At 52.9% G+C, this 19,361-nt stretch carries 23 protein-coding genes; 4 read left to right on the forward strand and 19 right to left on the reverse strand.

Features of this window, described 5'->3' with window-relative positions:
- Window positions 1-107 precede the first annotated feature (107 nt).
- The 6 genes from ACFOW7_RS03640 to ACFOW7_RS03665 all read right to left on the reverse strand — a co-directional run bounded on the left by ACFOW7_RS03640 (window position 108) and on the right by ACFOW7_RS03665 (window position 5,094).
- On the reverse strand, window positions 108-1,214 hold the full coding sequence (locus tag ACFOW7_RS03640; protein ID WP_378161126.1) for a zonular occludens toxin domain-containing protein: 1,107 nt from the start codon (window positions 1,212-1,214) through the stop codon (window positions 108-110).
- Window positions 1,211-1,522: a DUF2523 domain-containing protein gene (locus ACFOW7_RS03645; RefSeq protein ID WP_378161128.1), complete on the reverse strand. Its 312-nt coding sequence runs from the start codon at window positions 1,520-1,522 to the stop codon at window positions 1,211-1,213. Before ACFOW7_RS03645 ends, ACFOW7_RS03640 begins: the two co-directional genes overlap by 4 nt.
- The gene (locus ACFOW7_RS03650) at window positions 1,522-2,829 is read right to left on the reverse strand and encodes a virulence factor TspB C-terminal domain-related protein (protein ID WP_378161130.1); all 1,308 of its coding nucleotides are present in this window, start codon (window positions 2,827-2,829) and stop codon (window positions 1,522-1,524) included. Before ACFOW7_RS03650 ends, ACFOW7_RS03645 begins: the two co-directional genes overlap by 1 nt.
- Before the next feature lie 93 nt (window positions 2,830-2,922).
- The gene (locus ACFOW7_RS03655) at window positions 2,923-3,123 is read right to left on the reverse strand and encodes a major capsid protein (protein ID WP_378161133.1); all 201 of its coding nucleotides are present in this window, start codon (window positions 3,121-3,123) and stop codon (window positions 2,923-2,925) included.
- A gap of 334 nt (window positions 3,124-3,457) precedes the next feature.
- Window positions 3,458-4,501 carry a phage/plasmid replication protein, II/X family gene (locus ACFOW7_RS03660; protein ID WP_378161136.1) on the reverse strand — a complete coding sequence of 348 codons (1,044 nt, stop codon included), beginning with the start codon at window positions 4,499-4,501 and terminating at the stop codon, window positions 3,458-3,460.
- A gap of 197 nt (window positions 4,502-4,698) precedes the next feature.
- Window positions 4,699-5,094, reverse strand: a complete 396-nt coding sequence (locus tag ACFOW7_RS03665) for a hypothetical protein (RefSeq protein ID WP_378161138.1) — start codon at window positions 5,092-5,094, stop codon at window positions 4,699-4,701.
- A gap of 168 nt (window positions 5,095-5,262) precedes the next feature.
- On the opposite strand from ACFOW7_RS03665, the gene ACFOW7_RS03670 reads away from it, so the two are divergent.
- On the forward strand, window positions 5,263-5,718 hold the full coding sequence (locus ACFOW7_RS03670) for a hypothetical protein (RefSeq protein WP_378161140.1): 456 nt from the start codon (window positions 5,263-5,265) through the stop codon (window positions 5,716-5,718).
- A gap of 107 nt (window positions 5,719-5,825) precedes the next feature.
- Entirely contained in the window at window positions 5,826-6,101 is a 276-nt protein-coding gene (locus tag ACFOW7_RS03675; protein WP_378161142.1) for a helix-turn-helix domain-containing protein, read from the forward strand.
- Here ACFOW7_RS03675 and ACFOW7_RS03680 read toward each other — a convergent pair.
- The 8 genes from ACFOW7_RS03680 to ACFOW7_RS03715 form a co-directional block, all read right to left on the reverse strand.
- Window positions 6,004-6,342: a hypothetical protein gene (locus tag ACFOW7_RS03680; protein ID WP_378161144.1), complete on the reverse strand. Its 339-nt coding sequence runs from the start codon at window positions 6,340-6,342 to the stop codon at window positions 6,004-6,006. The genes ACFOW7_RS03675 and ACFOW7_RS03680 overlap by 98 nt on opposite strands.
- Window positions 6,343-6,754: 412 nt before the next feature.
- Window positions 6,755-7,846, reverse strand: coding sequence for a zonular occludens toxin domain-containing protein (locus ACFOW7_RS03685; RefSeq protein WP_378161146.1), 1,092 nt, complete (start codon window positions 7,844-7,846; stop codon window positions 6,755-6,757).
- Window positions 7,843-8,154, reverse strand: coding sequence for a DUF2523 domain-containing protein (locus ACFOW7_RS03690; RefSeq protein ID WP_378161148.1), 312 nt, complete (start codon window positions 8,152-8,154; stop codon window positions 7,843-7,845). The genes ACFOW7_RS03685 and ACFOW7_RS03690 overlap by 4 nt, the downstream gene beginning before the upstream one ends.
- Window positions 8,154-9,443 carry a virulence factor TspB C-terminal domain-related protein gene (locus ACFOW7_RS03695; RefSeq protein ID WP_378161150.1) on the reverse strand — a complete coding sequence of 430 codons (1,290 nt, stop codon included), beginning with the start codon at window positions 9,441-9,443 and terminating at the stop codon, window positions 8,154-8,156. Before ACFOW7_RS03695 ends, ACFOW7_RS03690 begins: the two co-directional genes overlap by 1 nt.
- 95 nt (window positions 9,444-9,538) lie before the next feature.
- Window positions 9,539-9,742 (reverse strand): major capsid protein, encoded by a 204-nt coding sequence (locus ACFOW7_RS03700; RefSeq protein WP_378161152.1) that lies wholly within the window; start codon window positions 9,740-9,742, stop codon window positions 9,539-9,541.
- A gap of 293 nt (window positions 9,743-10,035) precedes the next feature.
- Window positions 10,036-11,175 (reverse strand): phage/plasmid replication domain-containing protein, encoded by a 1,140-nt coding sequence (locus ACFOW7_RS03705; protein WP_378161154.1) that lies wholly within the window; start codon window positions 11,173-11,175, stop codon window positions 10,036-10,038.
- A 265-nt stretch (window positions 11,176-11,440) separates the two neighbouring features.
- The gene (locus ACFOW7_RS03710) at window positions 11,441-11,842 is read right to left on the reverse strand and encodes a hypothetical protein (RefSeq protein ID WP_378161156.1); all 402 of its coding nucleotides are present in this window, start codon (window positions 11,840-11,842) and stop codon (window positions 11,441-11,443) included.
- A 2-nt stretch (window positions 11,843-11,844) separates the two neighbouring features.
- The gene (locus ACFOW7_RS03715; protein ID WP_378161158.1) at window positions 11,845-12,117 is read right to left on the reverse strand and encodes a hypothetical protein; all 273 of its coding nucleotides are present in this window, start codon (window positions 12,115-12,117) and stop codon (window positions 11,845-11,847) included.
- Between the two features lie 336 nt (window positions 12,118-12,453).
- Between ACFOW7_RS03715 and ACFOW7_RS03720 the strand changes: the two genes are divergently transcribed.
- On the forward strand, window positions 12,454-12,882 hold the full coding sequence (locus ACFOW7_RS03720; protein WP_378161161.1) for a helix-turn-helix domain-containing protein: 429 nt from the start codon (window positions 12,454-12,456) through the stop codon (window positions 12,880-12,882).
- Between the two features lie 517 nt (window positions 12,883-13,399).
- Complete coding sequence (locus ACFOW7_RS03725) at window positions 13,400-14,491, forward strand: hypothetical protein (RefSeq protein ID WP_378161163.1); 1,092 nt, start codon at window positions 13,400-13,402, stop codon at window positions 14,489-14,491.
- A gap of 103 nt (window positions 14,492-14,594) precedes the next feature.
- On the opposite strand, the gene ACFOW7_RS03730 is transcribed toward ACFOW7_RS03725, so the two are convergent.
- The 5 genes from ACFOW7_RS03730 to ACFOW7_RS03750 all read right to left on the reverse strand — a co-directional run bounded on the left by ACFOW7_RS03730 (window position 14,595) and on the right by ACFOW7_RS03750 (window position 19,091).
- On the reverse strand, window positions 14,595-15,800 hold the full coding sequence (locus ACFOW7_RS03730) for a peptidoglycan DD-metalloendopeptidase family protein (protein WP_378161165.1): 1,206 nt from the start codon (window positions 15,798-15,800) through the stop codon (window positions 14,595-14,597).
- Window positions 15,801-16,234: 434 nt separating this feature from the next.
- Window positions 16,235-16,726, reverse strand: a complete 492-nt coding sequence (locus ACFOW7_RS03735) for an RES family NAD+ phosphorylase (RefSeq protein WP_378161167.1) — start codon at window positions 16,724-16,726, stop codon at window positions 16,235-16,237.
- On the reverse strand, window positions 16,726-17,190 hold the full coding sequence (gene parS / locus ACFOW7_RS03740) for a type II RES/Xre toxin-antitoxin system antitoxin (RefSeq protein ID WP_378161170.1): 465 nt from the start codon (window positions 17,188-17,190) through the stop codon (window positions 16,726-16,728). The genes ACFOW7_RS03735 and parS overlap by 1 nt, the downstream gene beginning before the upstream one ends.
- A gap of 184 nt (window positions 17,191-17,374) precedes the next feature.
- Window positions 17,375-17,770 (reverse strand): response regulator, encoded by a 396-nt coding sequence (locus tag ACFOW7_RS03745; RefSeq protein WP_378161173.1) that lies wholly within the window; start codon window positions 17,768-17,770, stop codon window positions 17,375-17,377.
- A 232-nt stretch (window positions 17,771-18,002) separates the two neighbouring features.
- On the reverse strand, window positions 18,003-19,091 hold the full coding sequence (locus tag ACFOW7_RS03750) for a sigma-54 interaction domain-containing protein (RefSeq protein ID WP_378161175.1): 1,089 nt from the start codon (window positions 19,089-19,091) through the stop codon (window positions 18,003-18,005).
- Window positions 19,092-19,361 lie beyond the last annotated feature (270 nt).

Below are 19,361 nucleotides of genomic sequence, written 5' to 3' on the forward strand. Positions count from 1 at the left end.
CGGTGCACGCGTGCTATGCGATTCAGAAGCCGGGTTTCTGTCTTTAGGCACGGGGCCGACAGCGATGAACGGATCGAGCAGCGCCCGCGAATGAGCGGCACAGTTGATCACCACCAGAGAGCCGGATTATGGGACGGCGTAGCAGTAGAGGTCGAAGCAGCAGTCATCGGCGGCTGCGCGATAGAGGGCGGCGCCGGGATCAGGGGCAGGCCCGGCTCAGACCGAACCGGCAGCGACGGAGCTGTCGCAGGCATTGGATCACGCTGGGTATCGTCGAAATACCCATTGTGGGCGATCTGAACACATACGCCGATCGGCATGTCGGGCATCAGAGTGCCCTGCTGCGTGTAACACGAACAACGGGTTTTCGTAGCCATGCACGCAGCGGGGCGAGGAGCCGATACCGGGGTTGTGATCTTATCGTAAGCCGGCGCAGTCGCCGGGAAGCCAACAATCCGCGGCTCACGACTTGCAAGATATTGTTCTCGTGTCATCAATTGAGCAGGAGCGGACGATGACATAGAAGAAGCCAAAATATTATTATCAGAAATCACACTTCCTTTTTTATTTTCAGGGTTTTCGGATTCGGCACCGCCGAATTTTGACAAGATGGAATCAGCCTTATAGGTTAAAAAAATCACCCCCAAAACAGCGGCCGGCAATATATAGAATTTTTTGGGAATATTGATTTTATACGTATGCAATTCGCTGGATTTGTACCAATTAAATACTTCTTTCGGATATGCCCAACGATGCTCCTGCGCCGCAGTTAATTCTGACGGTTTTGCCGGATCTCCAATTCTCGGCCATTCGTAAGCTTTTGCACGATTAAATCCACCAAAAAATCGGGTTATATGAAAATGCTGCCCGATTAAGGGCTTTAAATGCGCATCGATTAAATGAATGCCTTGTGTTGTTAAATAAATATCATATCCGCGATGTCGATGTGTTTCGAATTCCGAAATAAAATCCGGAACATTTGCCCCGGCTTTGCGGCGTCCGAAAATACGCTGACACTCATCAATGACAATGATCGATCCGACAGGCAATTTAAACCACTCTTTCGGGTCATCAAGCATTTCCCAGTCAAGTGCACATTCATTCACACCATCATAATAAACAGGACGATTCTCTGCATCAGCACGACGTTTAGCATGATGCAGCATGAACAACGTCTTGCCAGCGCCAGGAATGCCAGTAAACAACGTGATCATTTTGTTGCCCCATAGTGCGATCTGACCCAAGTACCGCCAGACTTAATACCCATCAACGTAAATCGAGCGGCATAAGCTGAAAAAACGATAGTCAGAGCTGTGCCCAAGCCCATCATCGAAGCAATTACCAAAATCTCAGAAGGCATGCCAGATAAATTAGCCTTTATCAGAGACTTTGCCTTCTCTAACAGAGTATCAATCCCAGCGTAAGCAACAAAACCAATTCCTAAAGCAGTAATTGCTCGGGCAATAATATTTTCAACCAATGAAACCAAAAGACCGCCGAGCATTGCAAGAAGTAAAGGCATTAACTCATCCCTCCTAAAATAATCTTCAACGCAGCGAGTGCAGCAACAAGCAGTAAAACAGGCTTCATGTAACCGGCAAGTGTACATGCCGGCGTCCACTCAATAGCAATCTGCTCAACTCGACCCATCAGTGCAATCGACACAACACGCGGCGGCGGACAGCTCGCCGAGCCTCCAAGAAACTCATCATCGCCGGTAAATAGTTTCTCTGAAATATTAACAGGATCACCCATCGAATTTTTGGGCAACGACTTCAATATTTCGGCATCACCAGCAACAGCCTTTTTGCCTTTCTCTGAATATTCATTAGGGGTTTCAAACATTTCACAATTTCTTTTATGCTGCTCTTTAGCCATCGCGCACAAAATCGCATCACCTTTACAAGAAAAAGAACCGCAAGAACCCCCGAATTCCGATTTTTTGCAAGCTATTGATTCCGGGTTTTTCTTGCAGAAATCAGAACCCTGCCCATCACCGTTTCCGTTTCCGTTTCCGTTTCCATTACCATCACCGTTGCCATCCCCATTGCCATTTCCATCACCACTACCGTCATCATTGCCATCACCATTACCGTCGCCGGAATCCGGAAATATATCAGTCAAGTTTTGACACTTGCCCTCGAATTTAATCTGCCCTTCTTTACATTCTGAATCATCCCGATTCTTAGGGTTTTCAGGCTCACCATTCTTAATACACTTCTTCTTATTACCCATCTGAATAGAACCATAGCCGTCAGGGCAGGGGTCTTTTGCCCCTACATCACACATTTTCTTGCCATTACAAGGATGACCCTGTTCAGGCGGCTTAGTCGGATCAGAAGGACCACATTTGGTCCCCGTAAATACACTACCCCATTCACGACTTTTACCACCTCTCCAGACTTCATATTCACCGGTATGACAACCGTTATAACAACCAAGGTATATATTGGCGATTTTTTCTCCTTTTCGAGCCGAGCAGTCTTCTACGCATTTTTTCTGCTGAGGGTCCCAAATGGTACCTTTCGGACACTGTTCTTTTATTACATAAACAATTGCCCAAATTAAATAGTTTGGATTATCGCTATTAAATTTACCATCATAACAAGTTGCAGGCTTATCATAGTAATTGCAAGCTCGAGCATTCCTAAAGTACGGTTCATCGGGCTTTGCGGTTGGAAAAAACTTCTTTTGATAATCAGACAATGAACCCGAGATGCAACGCTGATCAGTATCACAGACTTTCTGATTCTGCGGCTGATCAGTGTCCGCCGAATAAACCACAGCAGAAAAAATCAACAAAAAAATCAATCGGAAAAGAGAATCCACATCGCCCCCAGCAGTGCAATTATTATGATGTAGCCAGCCACAGTATTTTCTCCAAAAAAAACCCCCTTGCGGGGGTTTCTCTCTGAATCAATATCAGAGTGCGCCGCGCACCCACTTCCAAACCTTAATGCCGACATAGACGAGCAGCACCGCGGCGCCAACAGTCGCAACAGCAGTACCAGCCTCTTTAACAGCACCGGTAACAGCACTCATATCCATATCGGCGGCCATTGCGCCAGCAGACATAGCAGAAACAGAAATAACGGCAACAGCCTTCTTCTTGAAATTACGCACGATTTAGTCCTCACAATGTTCGTCTGATCATCTTAAAACCCCATGCAATTGCCCAGACGAAAGCAACGGCCGAGGATATTTGAAAACCTTCTTTGATCGTCAACGGTGGAAAGTTGTTTATCTCTGCCGGCTCCAGCAAAACAAATTGGGTGCACTGAGACGGTTTGACGTCCTGAGCAGTAACGATAATCGCGCCGCCCTGTAAATCAACACAAGCGGCCATAACTCCGCGTGGATCTGCCGCCCCGGCGCCGGCCGCTAGCGCGACCTGTCGCCGTGGTCGTCAGATCCACGCGGCTCCTATTCGATATCGTGATTAAGCAGGGCGGCGCCATCATGCAACGCTCCGCAACTCGTCCCACGAACGCACCGGAGCTCCAAGAACAATCGCTTTGCGACGGAACGGCAATACCTGACCGGCGTGCAGATCTGACCAACTCAGACCGGCCTCCATCATGATTTTTTTCGAGCGAAACCACGTGCTACGCGGGGTCGTATCTTCAGCTTGACGAAGTCCAACAGCTTTAATCAGCGCCCAAATCATATAAGCGCGATCCGCCGAAGCCTCACTAAAAGTCTTTGCGGTTGCGGGAGGGCTGGATTCACGAAGACGCACAGCAGCGTCCCTAAATGCCTGTCTGAGGTCTTGCATCTCTGCAATCTCCACTGAGCCGATAACTTGGCCGAAATATTCATTATGCAGCGCGTCTAAATCCGACTCGGTATATTCGAACCAAGGCTTTTGCGATCTCTCACGCCAAAATTGCCCCATCAAAGAAAGTTCGAGTCTTAACAATCGCTGCGACATTTCTATTTCATCGAAATTTGCATGAGCTTCATTACGCTTAAATTGACGCAGTAAATGCGGCCCTTTCGCATAAGCTTTCATGCGTCGGATCGATGATCCGCTCCCCCAATAAATCGTCTCTGCATTTGTACGAACTTGAAATCTTCCGCCTTCAGATTGCCTTAATACTGACAGCGCTTGCGCGACTTCTTGGGCAGATGCAAGCGCGTAATTGTGAGTCACGTCCACACGACTTACGCGCCACTGCGACAAATCCATCGGCAAAATCACACCGAGGGTTTTCGCTGCGAATCGAATCATGCGCTGCGCGCAATCAACAATATCGCCTGATCCAAAAACATTATTATCTCCCCCCACTCGAGCAGGCGATCCATGCATCACAAAATGCGTGGTGCATTCGATCACCATTTGATGACTGTCCGACCGAATCGATTCGCGAGCGACTCGACGCCACTTAATTTCCCCATCCGGCATCAAGTGCATGATCGTTCCGGCACGCTCGTGGCATTTCTCGATGACTTCACGAGGAACGCGATGCACATCAATTTTTAGCGTGAGCCAATCGATCATTTTATCTCAATGAATTTATTTTTCTGAGCTATTGCGAGCAGAAAGCACAAGCTCGACTCGCTGCTCCCAAAAAAGAAACGCGTTATAAAGCAGATTTAAATCATCTGTTTCAGACTGATCAATAGAATCAAGCAACAATTGCTCGTCCAAAAGCTTAATCAGCCTCACAACGCATTCCAGGGTTTTAGCTGGCATAGTCACGCAGCTACTTTCGGAGCAGCAGACGGGGAGGGCGACGCGGTGGGTGTCGCCTGCGTAGCGATCAACGCTATGGGGGTCGTGGCGGCAACACCCACGAGTTTCCGGCGCGGTTCTGCGCGGCCCTTGAAATTCACCAGTTCCTCGACGTACTGGACGTCAATGTGAGCTGGGTAGGGGATGTTGACGAACTGATGCCAACGACTCGAATCAACCTCGAGCTCGGACGCCTGAAAGCCAGCCGCGGTGCGCTCCATCGATTGCGTGCGAGCACTGGTCTGCGGCAGCAAAATCTGCAAACGGCACATGTCGTACTGATTGCCGGATGCCTTCGCGGTACCAGCCATACGGCTGAATCCGATAGCAATTACTCTCATGGTGTGCAAGTTGTCCATACATGCTGTCCTAGGCTGGGCGCCGCTTCCGAGCGGCTACTGTTAAAATCTGACGGTCAAGAATCGCCTGCTCTCATCCGAGAGCTTTGCAAAGCAAATCATGGATGCTCTCTGGTGAGAGCGTCAACCTGATATGTCCAACAGGCACAGAAACCGGGCTAAAACGCGATGAAAACAACAGCAGAGTATCTACAAGCGGCGAAAGAGAAGATCGGTGCAGAGAGCGATAGCGCGCTTGGCAAAGCCATCGGTCTTGGCAGGAACTCGGTGGGGCAGTACATGAGAGGCGAGCGAATCATGGACGACTACACATGCGCACAAGTCGCCCAGATATTAGGACTCAGCCTGGTAGAGGTAATCGCGGCAGCCAATGCGGAGCGCGAGAGAACTACAGAAAGACGGGACTACTGGCGAAATTTGTGGGAAGCGACGACGCAGAAAGCCCAGAAGGCGGCGTCGCTGGCAGTCCTGGCTCTGGGCATCCTGATTGGAGCGGCCGGAACGACCGAAAGTAGCGGCTTGGCAAGCTATGACGGACGGATTGCTCGTGGTGAGCTTAATTGCAATTTATGTCCTATTACTGTTATTGTTCATACAGAACAAGAGGAGGCAGATAATGATTAAGTCATATTTTTTAATATTTGCTCTATGTCGAAATGTCAAAAATCAAGAGTTTAGAAGCATGGAAGCTGGCCAGATGGCGTAGACGGGAACACGCAACACCTGCAGAGATGAAACGGGCCCGCCAGCTAGCGGGCCTTCGCATTTCTGACGCTGCGGAGCTACTCGGAGTCTCAGAGTCAACATTGCGGAATTGGGAGCACGGACGAACGAGGTGCCCAGTTGTCTACTGGGAGTTCTTGCTAATCGTGACGTGCGGATCACGGTTTGATCAGCAACTCAGATGGGTCAAGGCAGAGCTAACGGCAGCAAGACACTGGGGTGTTGAGAGAGTCGACGAAGGTTGTTCTCAGAGGGTAAAAAGAGGGACGCGAGTATCACGGTGATACTAAGTGCGATGATCAAGCCCGGCGATGCCGGGCTTTTTGCTTTTCCGACCAGGTCGAAGCCGACCAGGTCGAAGCCGACCAGGTCGAAGCCGACCAGGTCGAAGCCGACCAGGTCGAAGCCGACCAGGTCGAAGCCGACCAGGTCGAAGCCGACCAGGTCGAAGCCGACCAGGTCGAAGCCGACCAGGTCGAAGCCGACCAGGTCGAAGCCGCGGCGCTCTACATCGAGCGCCGACACGAGATGTCATCTCGTGCATGTCTGCGACGCTCAGTTGTCGCGCACAGATCGCGCACGAACACCGCGATCACTCAAGAGTGAACGCGGTGCACGCGCGCTATGCGAAACAGAGGCGGTGCCAGTCTCTAGGCACGGGGCCGGCGTCGGCGACGCGGATCGAGCAGTGCCCGCGAAATAACGTATCCCTACCACTTAGTAAAAAAACAGGTAGTACACGTAAAATGCGAGACGGGTGGAAATATCCCAACAAGCAATTCTTAACAAGGACAAAACGAGAACACCCCATTCGGTCAATGAAAAAAACTGACAAGAAAGAAAAGGGACACGCCACATAAAGGTGACGACCCTATAGAAAAGAACGGCTGGAGGCAGACAAAGCAGGATGGTCCACAAAACCTGATCAAACGACATATCACCACCACACCGCCGGATTACGAACGGGGGCAGTGATTGCCCCCGGGGCGGTGGCAACCGCCACAGGTGGAACAGGTGCAACTGGTGAAGTCGGCGGGGCCGCCGCCGGCGAGGCCACAGAAGCAACGACAGGGACAGAATCGCGCAGGGTGTCATCGAAGTAACCGTTGCGGGCAATCTGAACGCAGATATCAACAGGCATGTCAGGCATCAACGTGCCTTGCTGCGTGTAGCAAGCACAGCGGGTTTTCGTCGTGAGGCACGCAGCGGGGCGAGGCGCAGCAACCGGGGTCGTGATTCGATCATATGCCGGCGCAGTAGCCGGAAACCCGAGCAGGCGCGGCTGCCGTTCCTGCATGTACTGTTCACGGGTCAACGGACCGGCGACAGACGAAGACGAGGCCGCAAGCGGGGCAGGAACAGAACCAATCGCCGGCGCTGAATCAACAACAGAATCTGTCGCGGGCTTCTCAACGAAACGCGACATGACATGAGTCGTTGCGTAGACAAGGGCCGGAACACAGACCGCAACAAGCAACAGCAGCCACAGTTTCTTCGGAATGTTGCGCTTGTGCGTGTGCAGCTCGCTCGACTTGTACCAACTGAATACTTCCGTGGGATACGACCAGCGATGCGGCTGTGCCTCGGCAAGATCCGACTTCTTTGTGACATCAGCGGCACGCGGCCATTCATAGATCTTCGCGCGTTGTAGCCCAAATTGGCGAACGACGTGGAAATGCTGCCCGACGAGGGCGCGCAAATGCGGATCAATCAAGCTCGGGTGCTGCGTGATGATGTAGACATCAAAGCCGTGATGACGGTGGGTCTCGAACTGACTGACGTGCTCCGGCACCGGAGCGCCGAGCTTACGACGCGGGAAGATCCGTTGCGCTTCGTCAATCACGACGATCGAGCCGGCCGGTAAGGTATGCCAGTCCTTGGCTTCATCCAGTTGCACCCAGTCGAGCGTCAGCTCAGGGATACCGTTGTAATAGACCTGGCGATCCTCTTTGTCTGAGCGCTTCTTCACATGATGCAAAGCGAAGAGCGATTTACCGTTACCGGGCAATCCAGTAATCAGCGTAATCATTTTGCAGCTCCGTAGTGACTACGAACCCAAGAGCCACCGGATTTAATCCCCATCAGCGCCATCCGAGTCGCATAAGCTGAAAACACAATCGTCAGCGCAGTACCAACCCCCATCATCGAGCCGATTGCAACGACCTCGACCGGCAGACCGGCAAGGTTTGATCGTACAAGCCCCTTTGCTTGCTCAAGCACCAAATCTGCACCGGTATAGGCAACAAATCCGATCCCGAGCGCCGTAATTGCCCTGGCAACAATATTCTCAACGAGCGACACGAGTAAGCCGCCCAGCATCGCCATAAACAACGGCATTAGCTCATCCCTCCGAAAATAACCGCCATGGCAACAAGCGATGCCACCAACAGCAGGACAGGCCGGATATACCCAGCCAACGTACAAACAGGCGTCCATTCGATTGCGATCTGCTCTGTTCGGCCCATCAACGTGATCGATATAACGCGCGGCGGCGGGCAGCTGGCAGACCCAGAGAGAAATTCATCATTTCCCGTAAAAACTTTCTCTGAAATATTAACAGGGTCCCCAACGGCATTCTTCGGCAGCGACTTCAATATTTCAGCATCACCAGCAATCGCCTTTTTACCCTTTTCCGAGAACTCATTTGGCGTTTCAAACATTTCGCAATTACGCTTGTGTTGTTCTTTTGCCATGGCGCACATAATTGCGTCACCTTTACATGAGAAAGAACCGCAGGAACCACCGAACTCGGATTTCTTGCAAGCTATCGATTCAGGATTTTTCTTGCAGAAATCACTGCCTTTACCGTCTCCGGATCCGTCACCATTACCGTCCCCGTTTCCATTGCCGTTCCCATTGCCGTTTCCATCACCGTTTTCGTCACCGTTTTCGTCACCGTTTTCGTCACCAGAGTCCGGGAATATATCGGTCAGATTTTGACACTTGCCCTCGAATTTAATCTGCCCTTCTTTACATTCTGAATCATCCCGATTCTTAGGGTTTTCAGGCTCACCATTCTTAATACACTTCTTCTTATTACCCATCTGAATAGAACCATAGCCGTCAGGGCAGGGGTCTTTTGCCCCTACATCACACATTTTCTTGCCATTACAGGGATGACCCTGTTCAGGCGGCTTAGTCGGATCAGAAGGACCACATTTGGTCCCCGTAAATACACTACCCCATTCACGACTTTTACCACCTCTCCAGACTTCATATTCACCAGTATGACAACCGTTATAACAACCAAGGTATATATTGGCGATTTTTTCGCCTTTTCGAGCCGAGCAGTCTTCTACGCATTTTTTCTGCTGCTCATCCCAAACAGTACCTTTTGGACACTGTTCCTTTATTACATAAATTACCCTGGTAATCATATAGTTAGGGCTGTCGGAATCAAATCTCCCATCATAGCAAGTTGCTGGCTTATCAGAATAATTACAGGCTCTTTGATTAATGAATTCTGCTCGCGCGGTCGGATAATATTTTTTATGATAATCGCCGAGTGAACCAGCGCACCGATTATCAGAATCACAAGCTTTCTGATTCTGCGGCTGATCAGTGTCCGCCGAATAAACCGCAGAGGAAAATATCAACAGAAAAATCAATCGGAAAAGAGAATCCATATCGCCCCCAATACCGCAATTATTATGATGTAGCCGACCATTTGATTTCCTTAAAATAAAACCCCCTTGCGGGGGCTTTATTCGGCGTTAATAAATCAGAGCGCGCCGCGAACCCACTTCCATACCTTCATACCCACCATGACGAGCAAGACCGCGGCGCCGACGGTGCCGACTGCAACGCCGGCCGCTTTCACTTGGTCCGTGATCGCGGTCATATCCATCGCGTCAGCTGCCATCGCAGCGGCGGGCAGGGCGGTAGTGGAGACGATAGCGACGACTTTGGCAAATTGCTTTTTCATAAATCGAGTTCCTCATAATGTGCGTCTGACTGTTTTAAATGCCCAGGCAATCGCCCAGACGCCGGCAATTGCAAGAGATACTTGGAAGCCTTGGGCCGCAGTCAGCGGCGGTAAAAACGCCGGAGTTTCTGCTGCGGTCATCAATACATATTGCGAGCACTGCGACGGCGGTACGTCCTTCGCCGTAACAGTGAGCATTGCGCCTTGCAGCTCAACACAAGCCGCCATATATCCGCGTAGTAGATCGGCACGGCCTACGGCGCTCACGCGCCTTAGCGGCCGCTGCCGATCTACTACGCGGCCTCCGCAATAGCTTGTTGTCCGCCCTGTATCAGGCGCAATTGACGCTGATGCGGCCAATACCATTCGGGGGCTTGCTCAACGAGCTGAATCTGTACGACCTCGATTCGGAATTGCGGACTGTTTTCTCGGTCCGAGTCAGCCGTAATGTCTAGCCCATATTCCCGAAGAATTTTCGCGTGCCGATAGAATGTAGGCTTACTGAGATACGAGCGAGGTCTACCACCGCGCAAATAACTATCTGCCGTAGAACGAACAGCAGCGGGCAGGGTGGACAAATCGATAGATGATGCATCGACTTTTACCCGATCAAGAATATCCATTTCCATTTCGTAAAGCCTCACTAGTTTCGGCATCGTGACATCGCCGAGATAGCGCAGCCCGGCGTCGCGGAGTAATAGGCGTTTGGCTTTTAGTTCAGCACGCAACAAGCCGTTCTGTTCGCAGTATTGATAAACCGGATCGGCTTTGATTTCAGCTCGCTTCCGACCGTGCGGATGTGACAGCATCTCCGGCGCCTTTAGATAGAAAGTCATCTTCTTACGGCTGGTACCGTTACCGCCAAAAGCCACCGTAGTAGAACCGCCCCGGCCTTTCTTGATGTGAGAAACCGATTGTGTATTGAGCCAACCAATTACCGATTCAGCAGCGGCATAGCTGCCACAGAGATAGTTTCGCGTCAGGTGGATTTCAGAAATCGTTGCTCCAGTCCAGACCTCGAATAACCCATGCTCAATGTCATAGTCGCTCGGGTTCGGATTAAGAATCCTTTCCCCAGCAGTAAAAGGCGGCAAGTCGTGCTGGGCTAGGAAACGGTTACACGCGGCAATCGTCTTCTCAAAATCCAAGTTGAAAACGTTATCAGGGCGATTAAATCGACCCACGTTACCTTCAAGAGACACCTTAAAACCATCACAGTGGAGAAGGATCAGGCTGTCAAAACTCCCTTCAAGCTGACGACGACTGGTGACTTCCCACTCAACCTGTAGCTCACCGGTTGGGCCGGGCGAAAACTTGGCGACGATGCCGCTATCGACGGTCGGCAGGGTCGGGAGCAGCTCACCGGTTTCCGGGTCGAGCCGGCCCGGATGGCGCTGACTGATCCGGATGAAATCGACAAAGACGCCCCTCATTGCCGCCCCCTCAAAACGCGGGTCATTGACCCGAAAAAGAGGGTGTATGGGCGGTCATGCGCTGCCATTTTGGCAAAAAAGACGGGGGGTCTGACCCCTCCCAAAAACCTCCCAAAACGAGTCCGGTTCACCTTGAGGCAGAAATGTATGGGTGACCATACAGTCTCATTTTGAGAAAAAAGACGGGTATTACCAGTCACCCGTCCCCCTAAAGCCCTCTCTGGAGCACGTTTGTTCACCTTGGCTTCCCCCTCCAAGGCCATGGTCAAGAAGCGGTCGAAGCCTTCGGTTCGGACGCCGGGGAGGGCACCGAACTGGAGGACTTTTCCGGGGCGGTGAAACGGATCGGAAGAACCCCGACGATCCGGAAGCCGATGCACTTCGTGAACTCTTCTGCACCGTTACGACCGGCACGCAGCTCTGTGCGCTTCTCCAGTTCGAGCATGTAGAGGCGGTCGGTAAAGTCGAGCGACAGGAAGCGATGCGCGGCCGTGGGATCGACGGGGTATTCGGTGCCGACTTGGCCGGTACCCAATTTCATGCAAGCCGCCGTTTGGATTTCGTTATTCGGCAAAAGAATATGCAATTGCGCCATATCGTAAGCGCGACCCGATTCCTTAGCGGTACCTGCCATCTTGGTAAAGCCAGTTGCAATTACGGTAGTCATCTTTAATTTCCTTCATTGGAGTTGCGATTAATTCGATCCATTTCCTGACGAAAATCCAATTCAACCCAAGCTAACTCGCTTAAGAAAAAAAGCTTGGAATGCAGCTTGCCGAGTTGCCACATTTCAATTGCGCGGAAATCGTCGGAAGTAATTTCGGAAAGAAGCGCTAGAAGCTGGTTAATACGAACAGAGGCCGGCGACTGTGAATCGACGGCGGTTTCTTGATGCAGATCGGCGCCGGCCAACTGGACGGGTTCGAGGGGGACTTGGGACATAGCGATTTCCTCCACAGTTGGGCCGCTCACCGCTGCGCGGTGAGCGAGCCGGCGCCGCGCTTCCTGCCTCCGGCTCGCCTTTGGCTTCGCCGTTGGCTGGCAAGTGCGCCGACGCCGCTTTGCGGCTCGGCGCGCTTGTCTATACGTGCTGCGCTAGGCTTGGCGCCGGTTTCGCGGGCGGACTGTTAAAATTTGACGGTCACGTGTGCGGATACGCACATCGTTAAAGGGGTTTGTCGTTCACAGTTGTTAACCCCTGAGACCAATCATAAGGGTTAACGGCGGTTAACAGCAAGGGCATGCCCATTGCTGGCGCAGAAATAGGGCTAGAACGCGATGAAAACAACAGTTGAGTACCTGACGGCGGCAAAGGCTGCCAGTGGCTTAGAAAGCGATTCTGGGCTAAGCAAGCACATCGGCATTAGCCGAGCGGCAATGAGCCAGTACTTAAGTGGCGTCCGTGTGATGGACGACTACACGGCGCTACGCGTGGCGCAGATCCTGGGCGTTGATCCGCTGGAGGTGATCGCCGCAGCGAACCACGAGCGCGAGCGAACCGCGGAGCGGCGCGAGGCCTGGGAAAATTTGTGGAACGCGACGACGCGGATAGGGCGCGCGGCGTCGCTGGCAGTCCTGGCCCTGGGTTTCCTGATCTCGGCAGAAACGATCGGAAGTGATGTCAGGAATGAGCAGGCATTAAGTGATGCTGTGACGCATCAAGTTGCTGATTCTGATGGGGTTGTGCCGTTGGGAGGCATAATATAAATTATGTAAAGTAAATGCCATGCAGAAATGCGGCTCACCTCTTCCAAGCCGCATTTTTTCTATTTCTGTTCAATTGCCCACAAAATAAGGCGGACTGTTGACATAAAACAGAATTATGCATAATTATGGCGTGAGGCTAGAAAAGCCGTCCAACCCGGCTTGCCAGACTCCCGGCACTGACCACTTTCATACCTCATCGCACCCAGCCCTAAGACACAGTTCGGTAAACGGCGTCCCCACTCCAGCCAGGAGCACGCCAATGCCGAGCCGGGGTCATCAATGTCAGCTTGATGTCCTTCGAACGGACGAACACCAGGCTATTTTGTCATCCCAGTCTTTAGTGCTGACGATGCGGCGATCCTCAATGCGAGGATTGGAGCGCCCTGACCTTGACGCTTTTAGGCAGGTTCCTTGGAATAGGTTGCGGTCAGGCAGTCAAGAAAAGGATAATGCACCTCTTGTGCTTGGCAAGAGGTCCTACGCCTTGTTCTATCTTTTGAAGTAGAAATTTTTTCAATTGCTGTTCTATAGAAATGGCTTTGTTGAAATACTGCTGAATCGAGGGTTTTTGGTGAAAATTCGAGTGAAATATTGGGCTGCCGCTCTGGGTGCCTCCCTGCTTGTCTCCACAGCTTCTTACGGTAAAGAATTCGAAACGCGCCGCGCCTTATCAAAGGAGGCGAGCAATTTATTTTTCAAGGAAGAATTCGAGAAACTGGATGCTCTCCTCAATAACCATCTAGCTAGTGGTGAGCGGAGTCCCAGTGGGATATGGAAAGCCAGCCCTCTCTATGGCAACGCTGACAATAGCCTCTATTTTCGCGGAGAAGATCCTGATGAAAGGGAATGGTATTGGGACAATGCTAGAGAAAAAATAGGCCGATGGACGAAGAAATATCCCACCTCGCCTAATGCTCATGTCTACTATGCCAAGACTTTTGTATCCCAGGCTTGGAATATCCGAGGCCACAATACTGCGGATAAGGTTAAAGAAGAGGATTGGAAACCATTCTTTGAGAACCTGGAAAAAGCTAGGGTCTATCTTCTGAAACACAAGAGCATTTCAGACAAAAATCCCGACTGGTTCGTCACCATGCTGAATGTCGCAAATTTCCAGCAGTGGCCGGACAAAGAATATGCAAAACTGCTCAAAGAAGCTCTGGATCGTCATCCGCTCTACCACGAAATCTATTTCGCAGCTGTGAGGCATTTATATCCCAAGTGGGGTGGTAACCCTGCAGCGATAGAAGTGTTCGCGCAAGATGCCGTGCGACGGACTAAAGACGTGGAAGGCTATGGCATGTATGCGCGCATCTATTGGGTGGTCTGGGATGAGCAATATGGTTATAAAGTCTTCAAGGAATCTTATGTGGATTGGCCAACCTGGCAACATGGGATTGATGATGTCTTGAAGAAATATCCTGACCAATGGAATCTGGTCAATTTCTTCAAATTCTCCTGCTTCTCGGGAGACAAGCAGAAAACTCAAGAGCTTCGGGCGAAGATTCACAATCCGGAGCAGTATTATGGAAGCGCAATCAGCAAAGACATATTTGCCGAATGCAGTCAGGGAAAAATCCCTGATATGAGCAAATACAAGAAGAAGTGAAAAATCTAATTTCAAACAGCAAATAGCCGTGCCTTACTTGCACGGCTATTTTTTCATCCAGGAAGGTCAGCCGACCTGTCTCAATACACCCTCCTCTGCCTGACTATTCACACAGTGACACAACTGGTTCATTGCTGCCCGTATCGACGAATCCGTCACTGATCCATTCACCCGAAACCAGCTTGTTCCACAGATTGGTCCGCTTCCACACGCCGTCCACCCAATCTCCATACGCATGGCAGCGCAATTCGACTTGAGCACCGTCTTTTACCGTGCCGACGACTTCAGCGCTAAGGCTGGGGCGGCTGCGTAGATTGATAGTGGCTTGCGGATCGGGCGAACGGACGGTTCCGGTCTGATTTCCAGGAGGTGGTGTTTGGCCAGCGCCATAGTTGAATAGCGCGCCGCCGACATTGACCCGCTTGCCATCGCGGGTGGCATAGCCCTGATAGGCGCGGCTGCCTTCGGTGAAGCGCCAGCCGCCGATGACTTTGCCGTCCACCGGAACAGCCTGGCCGTTGTAGCTCAGGGTGAAATGGACGTGCGGTCCGCTAGCCGAGCCGCCACAGGGCAATTTGACGTCGATCCGGCCGAGGTAAGTGCCTTTGCTCACCAGCGTTCCATCGGGAATCGTGGTCAATTCGCGCATATGGTAGTAGCTGGTCGAATAGCCATTGTCGTGCACCAGCTTGATCAGTGCGCTACCGTTGCGGATGCAGCTTTTGTAGATCCGCCCATCCCGTGGTGCCAATACCCGGCCGTCGCCGCCGTTGAAGTCGATCGAATCGAATGGCCGACTGCTGCCGCTATTGCCATGCGGGCCGCCGCCCATATACCACGACACCCCTTCTCGCCATGGCAGCGCCAGGCCGGTTTGGGTATCCATCTGGCCCTGCTGGCCGCGGCCGAGCGTGGTGAAGGTCGCCTTTTCTCCCGCGGTGACGACGTCTTCGGGGGCGGCATTGAGCAGAATATGGAATAACGCTTCCCCTTCCACCCCGACTTCCCACCCCTGCCCGGCCCGGTAAGCCACGAAAAGTCTGGCTGTCGGGACTTCATCGCGCCCCTGCGCCACCGGTCGGGTGATCGAGCCAAATACCCAGCGGCCATCCGAGCTGATCTTGCTGAATTCCACCAGATTTTCCAGCGCCGAGCTGCTGCGTAGCTGTTTACCATCAAAAGCGGCGCTGGCTGAGTGGCGTAGAGCCGCTTCCTCCTCAACAAAATTGGCCGCCTGTACCGCTGCACAGGCAGACAGCCCGGCCAACAAGAGGACTTGCAGTGGTAAGGAGCGAGAAAACACGGACATACCTGACCTCCAATGGGTAGTTTTAGGCTGACTGCACACACTGGTCGCTTAGTGGACACCAATAGGTATCGAAGTCAACCTAGATTCCAATACCACTTCAAGCAAGGAATTTGTCGTTTTTCTTGGCATTAACGTGCAGAACAGCCTGCCTTCCCTTCCATGGATGAATCAGCGGATATCTCGGCTGGTATGGAGAAGCTTCTGCTATTGCTTAAAATATATCTCCGTAAACAATAAAATAAATAAACAAACAGTTGCGATCTAAACAGTAATCGGCATTATGGCGTTTTTTTTGGTTGGGCTATGGCTACCTCTACCCTGTCCCTATCAACGAGACCTCACCTGTGCTTGGTGGAGTCGGCGCGGCAATAAAAAAGGATGCCCAAAAAACTGGGGCATCCTTTTCACAAAGCCAAATCAGAACAAGGGCTTATCTATCCTTCCCCACCAAGCCTGGGGTCATAGACGAACTGACGCACCACCCGTGCCGTGATGGAAGCAGCATCGGGATGCTGCGGGTTGATCAGCACATTGCACTCTTCATGGATCAGTACCGAAGGCACCAGCAGCAGAGCGGTCTCCCCTGCCGCAGCCCAATTGCTTCCGATCTCCATCGAATAGCGGCCGGGCGGCTCGGCAAGCCAGGTTGGGGCCAGGCTATCGAGTTCGATGATGCGCCGGCGTTGCCAGACCGCTTCAGGGATGGTGATCTCGATCAGGAAACGGTTTCTGGCCGCAATATCGTGACCGAGATGAGCGAGGGTTTCGAGGCAGGCCAGGGCAATGGTCGGGCTTGCGTATACCACGGCGGTACCCTTCTGATTCCAGCGGCCCCCGACTGCCGCTGCGCCGCCGCCAGAAAGGTCGTTGGCCTGATAGTCCCGCGTTTCCTTGGCAATGCGCCAAACCCGGACGACTGCGGTCATCAGGCCACCACGCCGTGCTCGATCCGCCCCAGGATATCCATCACCAGCTCATAACCCGCTTCGGTATCGAGCAGTGACAAAGGGCTGTTGCCGCCAAGCGAGCGGTTTGGGCGTTTGATCCATTGCGAGGCCGAGGAGGCGTCTTCGAGCACTTCGATGGCGCGCAGCAGCACCTTGGCTACCCGGACCATCCGTTCGCTCTCGCTCAGCGACAGCGGTTTACCCGAGGTCTGACGGGCTTTGATGGTGCTGCGTGGCAGACCGATGGTCAGGACGAATTGTTCTTTGCTCATCCCCAGCTTGTCGGCCAGGGTTTTGACCGCGCCCGGCGCGATGCCGTGGCGGATATGTTGGATAACGGATAAAGGCCCTTCCGAAACAAAGGCCAGAGGGGTATTGGTCAGTTCCCGCGCCGGGGCGAATGCCTGGCTGGAGACGGGCTTTCTTTGCGCGGCTGCACTCATGATGCCTACCTCAAACTGTTCTAGCCGATTACCCGGCCAATTGTAGCCAAGGCGTACCAACAGGCCAACCGGACTAAAACCGCTTTCCGCAGCAATCACCTGAATCGTCTACCGTAAAGCTATGCGTAGACAGCATAGGGATATAGAAGCTTCTCTAATACCCCAGGACCATACAAACGATTAGCTATGCATGGCGGGAATAACTCTGTGTCTGGAATTGCCGGGTATGCAAGGCAGCAGTGATCGCCTCTCCCAGTGTCTCGACATCGAAAGGTTTGTGCAGTACTACCAGCTCATCGAGCTCATCCAGCGCAGCCTGATCGGCAAAACCGGTGATCATGATCACCGGCAGACCCGGATGCAGCTGCTGTACCCGCCAAGCCAGCTCCGCCCCATTCATCCGCGGCATGGCGAAATCGACCACCAGCGCATCGGGCGACACCCGCTCCAGTGCCTGAAGCCCGTCAACGCCGTCATAAGCGGTTTCGACGGCAAAGCCCAGATCGCGTAAGCCTTCGGACAACACTTCCCTCACCTGTAGATTGTCGTCCACCAACAAAACCTTCTTTTTGCCCAACATAGTCGGTTCTCCCCTGGTGTTATGAAGCTCACCGTGCGTTGCAGTCAGGACAACGCCACGACCATTGTGCATTCGACTCCCCAACAGTCGTTGCACCCCAATCCCAATCACGCGCAGGGACAGATTCAGCCATGGCGGCCACCGTCACCTGTGCTGCATATCGATTCCAACCGCCGTCTTGCACAAGCAGCTATGCCGGGCCTGTCCACGCAAGCCCGGCAATCGTAGGGTGTTACGCCGCCAGCAGATCGGCATCGATCAAACCACGGCCCGCATATTCATTAAGACGGTTGTAAAGCGTTTTCAGACTGACCCCGAGCACTTGAGCGGCTCGCCGCTTATTGCCCTGGTAACGGTCGAGCGTAGCGAAAATGATCTTACGCTCGGCCTCCTCGATCGAAATGCCGACCTCGAAAGCCAGGGTTTGCTTGCTGACGGCCCGCTTGAGCGGGCGCAGCGCATCGAGGGTGTCAATTTCGACCACGTCTTCGGCCATGATGTAGGCGCGCTGGATGCAATTCTTCAGTTCCCGCACGTTGCCCGGCCAGTCATGCTCACGCAGCCGGGCTTCCACATCGTCGGCGAATTGCTTCGATGTGCCGTACTGGGCGTTGAGATTGGCCAGAAAGCGCCGCGCCAACAGTCCGATATCGTCATCGCGATCGCGCAGCGGCGGCAGTTCGATTGGAAATACCGCCAGCCGGTACAGCACATCCTCACGAAGATGACCATCCTGTACGGCTTGCAAAGGTTCGCGGTTGGTGGCCGCCACGACCCGCACATCACAGGTGATCTCACGATCGCCCCCTACCCGGGTGAAACGCCCGGTCTCGAGTACCCGCAAGAGACGTACCTGCATCTCCAGCGGCATTTCGGTAATTTCATCGAGGAAGAGCGTGCCGCCCTCGGCCCGTTCGAAAAAGCCCTGATGGGTTTTATGCGCCCCGGTGAACGCGCCTTTTTCGTAGCCGAACAGCTCGGCTTCGATCAGATTGGCCGGTAAGGCGCCGCAGTTGAGCGCCACAAAAGGCCGATTGGCCCGCAGACTCTTCTCATGGATGGTCTGCGCTACCAATTCCTTGCCACAGCCGCTTTCACCCACCACCAGTACCGAAGCATCGCTCGGTGCCACCCGCTCGATCAGCCGGAATACCGCCTGCATGACTGGCGAAGCCCCATACAGGCTGCCGAATTTATTGGCTTCCTCGACCGGGCTGGCCGGTGCGGCCGCCTGGCGAGGCGCAGTGCCCGTTTTGCGGGCAAAGGAAAACAGGACAGGCATGGCCGGATCGGTGGATTTATGCTGGTAAGTCTCGAACATGATCTTGCCCCTAGCCGCCAACCGTCCGCCGGGAAGCCGGATGGTTGCGTGTGTTTGCGATAGGGTCATTGTCGATCTCTGTACCTGCCCTGCCTATTTGGCAAAGCCCGATTCTCGCGTCAGCCAGTTGCGCGATCGTGTGTAGGGTAATTCCTACACAGTGAGCGTCATTCCTACAGTGCGGCGGCGCCAAGCGTGACCGCGCCTCACTGTCCACTCCGCATCCGGTATGCAAAGTGCGCATGGGTAATCGCCTGAGTGCTTCTTCAA

It is taken from the genome of Chitinimonas lacunae, assembly GCF_042650885.1.
Taxonomy (GTDB): domain Bacteria; phylum Pseudomonadota; class Gammaproteobacteria; order Burkholderiales; family Chitinimonadaceae; genus Chitinimonas_A; species Chitinimonas_A lacunae.

Coding starts and splice junctions, on each gene's coding strand:
- ACFOW7_RS03690 (WP_378161148.1), bottom strand. CDS start 8,154: ATGCCGTTGTTTATGGCGATGCTGGGCGGCTTACTCGTGTCGCTCGTT.
- ACFOW7_RS03750 (WP_378161175.1), bottom strand. CDS start 19,091: ATGTTCGAGACTTACCAGCATAAATCCACCGATCCGGCCATGCCTGTC.
- ACFOW7_RS03645 (WP_378161128.1), bottom strand. CDS start 1,522: ATGCCTTTACTTCTTGCAATGCTCGGCGGTCTTTTGGTTTCATTGGTT.
- ACFOW7_RS03700 (WP_378161152.1), bottom strand. CDS start 9,742: ATGAAAAAGCAATTTGCCAAAGTCGTCGCTATCGTCTCCACTACCGCC.
- ACFOW7_RS03735 (WP_378161167.1), bottom strand. CDS start 16,726: ATGACCGCAGTCGTCCGGGTTTGGCGCATTGCCAAGGAAACGCGGGAC.
- ACFOW7_RS03675 (WP_378161142.1), top strand. CDS start 5,826: ATGAAACGGGCCCGCCAGCTAGCGGGCCTTCGCATTTCTGACGCTGCG.
- ACFOW7_RS03710 (WP_378161156.1), bottom strand. CDS start 11,842: ATGACTACCGTAATTGCAACTGGCTTTACCAAGATGGCAGGTACCGCT.
- ACFOW7_RS03730 (WP_378161165.1), bottom strand. CDS start 15,800: ATGTCCGTGTTTTCTCGCTCCTTACCACTGCAAGTCCTCTTGTTGGCC.
- ACFOW7_RS03685 (WP_378161146.1), bottom strand. CDS start 7,846: ATGATTACGCTGATTACTGGATTGCCCGGTAACGGTAAATCGCTCTTC.
- ACFOW7_RS03640 (WP_378161126.1), bottom strand. CDS start 1,214: ATGATCACGTTGTTTACTGGCATTCCTGGCGCTGGCAAGACGTTGTTC.
- ACFOW7_RS03720 (WP_378161161.1), top strand. CDS start 12,454: ATGAAAACAACAGTTGAGTACCTGACGGCGGCAAAGGCTGCCAGTGGC.
- ACFOW7_RS03695 (WP_378161150.1), bottom strand. CDS start 9,443: ATGGATTCTCTTTTCCGATTGATTTTTCTGTTGATATTTTCCTCTGCG.
- ACFOW7_RS03665 (WP_378161138.1), bottom strand. CDS start 5,094: ATGGACAACTTGCACACCATGAGAGTAATTGCTATCGGATTCAGCCGT.
- parS (WP_378161170.1), bottom strand. CDS start 17,190: ATGAGTGCAGCCGCGCAAAGAAAGCCCGTCTCCAGCCAGGCATTCGCC.
- ACFOW7_RS03660 (WP_378161136.1), bottom strand. CDS start 4,501: ATGATCGATTGGCTCACGCTAAAAATTGATGTGCATCGCGTTCCTCGT.
- ACFOW7_RS03670 (WP_378161140.1), top strand. CDS start 5,263: ATGAAAACAACAGCAGAGTATCTACAAGCGGCGAAAGAGAAGATCGGT.
- ACFOW7_RS03715 (WP_378161158.1), bottom strand. CDS start 12,117: ATGTCCCAAGTCCCCCTCGAACCCGTCCAGTTGGCCGGCGCCGATCTG.
- ACFOW7_RS03745 (WP_378161173.1), bottom strand. CDS start 17,770: ATGTTGGGCAAAAAGAAGGTTTTGTTGGTGGACGACAATCTACAGGTG.
- ACFOW7_RS03705 (WP_378161154.1), bottom strand. CDS start 11,175: ATGAGGGGCGTCTTTGTCGATTTCATCCGGATCAGTCAGCGCCATCCG.